The organism is Pandoraea horticolens (genome assembly GCF_902459555.1).
GTDB lineage: Bacteria > Pseudomonadota > Gammaproteobacteria > Burkholderiales > Burkholderiaceae > Pandoraea > Pandoraea horticolens.
This window is the reverse complement of sequence record NZ_CABPSM010000052.1, coordinates 1-1,162: the sequence shown is the minus strand read 5'-3', so window position 1 is coordinate 1,162 and position 1,162 is coordinate 1. Positions and strand designations below refer to the sequence as shown.

The following is a 1,162-nucleotide window of genomic DNA, read 5'->3' as shown; positions in this document are numbered from 1 at the left end:
ACGCTCGATCAACGCTTTTTTGAAGGCCAGCGATGCGGCATTGATGGCGTCGGCCGTCATCGGGCCGTGGCCGAACTGCTCAAGCAGCTCGGCGGGGATCGTTGGCAGTTCTGCCGGTGGGGGTTTCGGTTTGCGAGGCATAGCCACTCCTTAGTGACATGTTATGCCTCAAACACGAAATTAATGACAGGCCCTGATCCAGGGCGAAAGGCAGCCGACAGAGGTTATGACTCGGATGCCTTCGTGAACAGTATCCGTGCCTCGCGCGCAAAGGCCTTTATTCCGCCGCGATCAAATCGAAAGACCCAGCCCACGACCGCGGCATAGCGATGGCCTTTGTGCAGGGCAAACTCATCCATCGCCAGATACCGAACCTGCATCCAATACGGTTCGACCAAGGCTTGCTTGAATACCCGTTTTGTCGATCGCTTTCACGGTGTGCCAGTCCAAACCGTAGAACGTCGCGACGGCTCGCACGACCGATAAACGCGTTGACCATGATCTGAAGTCCGCCTAATCTAGGAACGCCCGCCGTCCCAACCTTCAACTACGAATGGGACACCGCCATCACCACGCGCCTCCGAATGAATGCAGGCGTATTTTCCATTCATCAAACCACCTTTCCGCTATAGGTCTGTTGTCCCACGGCGCAACCGGCGTAAAAACGGGCGCCTCGACGACCGTATCTTCATAGATCCATTGCATCTCGTGCCTGGGCAACCTGCCATCTCTCAGGGTGTTTTGCATTGGCAGGGCCCATTCTCTGTCCCCGATGCGTCGAAACCCCAGCCTGCTTAAGTGGCTTCTGGTCTGTGTTCGCTCAAAAATATTTCTACCGAGCTGACCATTCCAGGTTGCCGCAATTCCTGTCGGTTGGTCATCCCCCCAAGTGATGCGGTTGGCATGGAGTTCACGTCTGTACCAAACTTCCGGATCGTGTGCGGCCCCCGCGTATGGATGCTCCCCCCCCCCCACTAGGACACCGCGATCATCCAGACTCAACCGTCCGAGCAGATGCTCTTGTGTGACGTTGGGGGGAGACGGGGCGTCGTGCACCTCTCTAACCGGTCGCCCCGAAAAATTGAGGCGAGGCTCGGCGTGCCCAACGATTCGTCCGAATGACTCGACGGTTTCACCTCCGAGATGGGCGAGCCCTTGATCG

General features: G+C 57.4%; 3 pseudogenes. 1 reads left to right on the top strand and 2 read right to left on the bottom strand.

Annotation, left to right across the window (positions count from 1 at the left end):
* A pseudogene (locus PHO31112_RS26985) lies at positions 1–141 on the bottom strand (IS256 family transposase); the annotation flags it as partial.
* 60 nt (positions 142–201) lie between these two features.
* Between PHO31112_RS26985 and PHO31112_RS26980 the strand changes: the two are divergent.
* Positions 202–309: pseudogene (locus PHO31112_RS26980) on the top strand (IS5/IS1182 family transposase); the annotation flags it as partial.
* Between the two features lie 2 nt (positions 310–311).
* Here PHO31112_RS26980 and PHO31112_RS26975 read toward each other — a convergent pair.
* Positions 312–477 (bottom strand): annotated as a pseudogene (locus PHO31112_RS26975) (ISL3 family transposase); the annotation flags it as partial.
* Positions 478–1,162 lie beyond the last annotated feature (685 nt).